Source organism: Xanthomonas sp. SHU 166 (genome assembly GCF_000364685.1).
Lineage (GTDB): Bacteria > Pseudomonadota > Gammaproteobacteria > Xanthomonadales > Xanthomonadaceae > Xanthomonas_A > Xanthomonas_A sontii.
In genome coordinates, this window is the sequence record NZ_AQOJ01000635.1 from 1 (window position 1) to 362 (window position 362).

A 362-nucleotide genomic window follows, 5' to 3' on the forward strand; every position below is an offset into this window, starting at 1 on the left:
GGCAGGCCGACGCCGGCCGCGACGAGCCGGACATGGGCCCGCTGGTCAGCGCCGCGCACCGGGAGCGCGTGCTCGGCTACATCCACAGCGGCGTGGCCGAGGGCGCGCGCCTGGTGGTCGACGGCCGCCCGGCGGGTGCGCCCGACCACCCGGACGGCTTCTTCCTCGGCGGCAGCCTGTTCGACCACGTGCGCAGCGACATGCGCATCTACCGCGAAGAGATCTTCGGCCCGGTGCTGTGCGTGGTGCGGGTGGCCGACGCCGCCGCCGCGCTGCGCCTGATCGCCGACCACGACTACGGCAACGGCGCAGCGGTATTCACCCGCGACGGCGGCGCCGCGCGTGCGTTCGCGCGGCAGGTG

General features: G+C 76.0%; 1 protein-coding gene. It reads left to right on the forward strand.

Going from position 1 to position 362, the window contains the following annotated elements; translation table 11 throughout:
- On the forward strand, positions 1–362 hold a 362-nt coding region (locus tag D180_RS15420; protein ID WP_017913504.1), incomplete at both ends, for an aldehyde dehydrogenase family protein.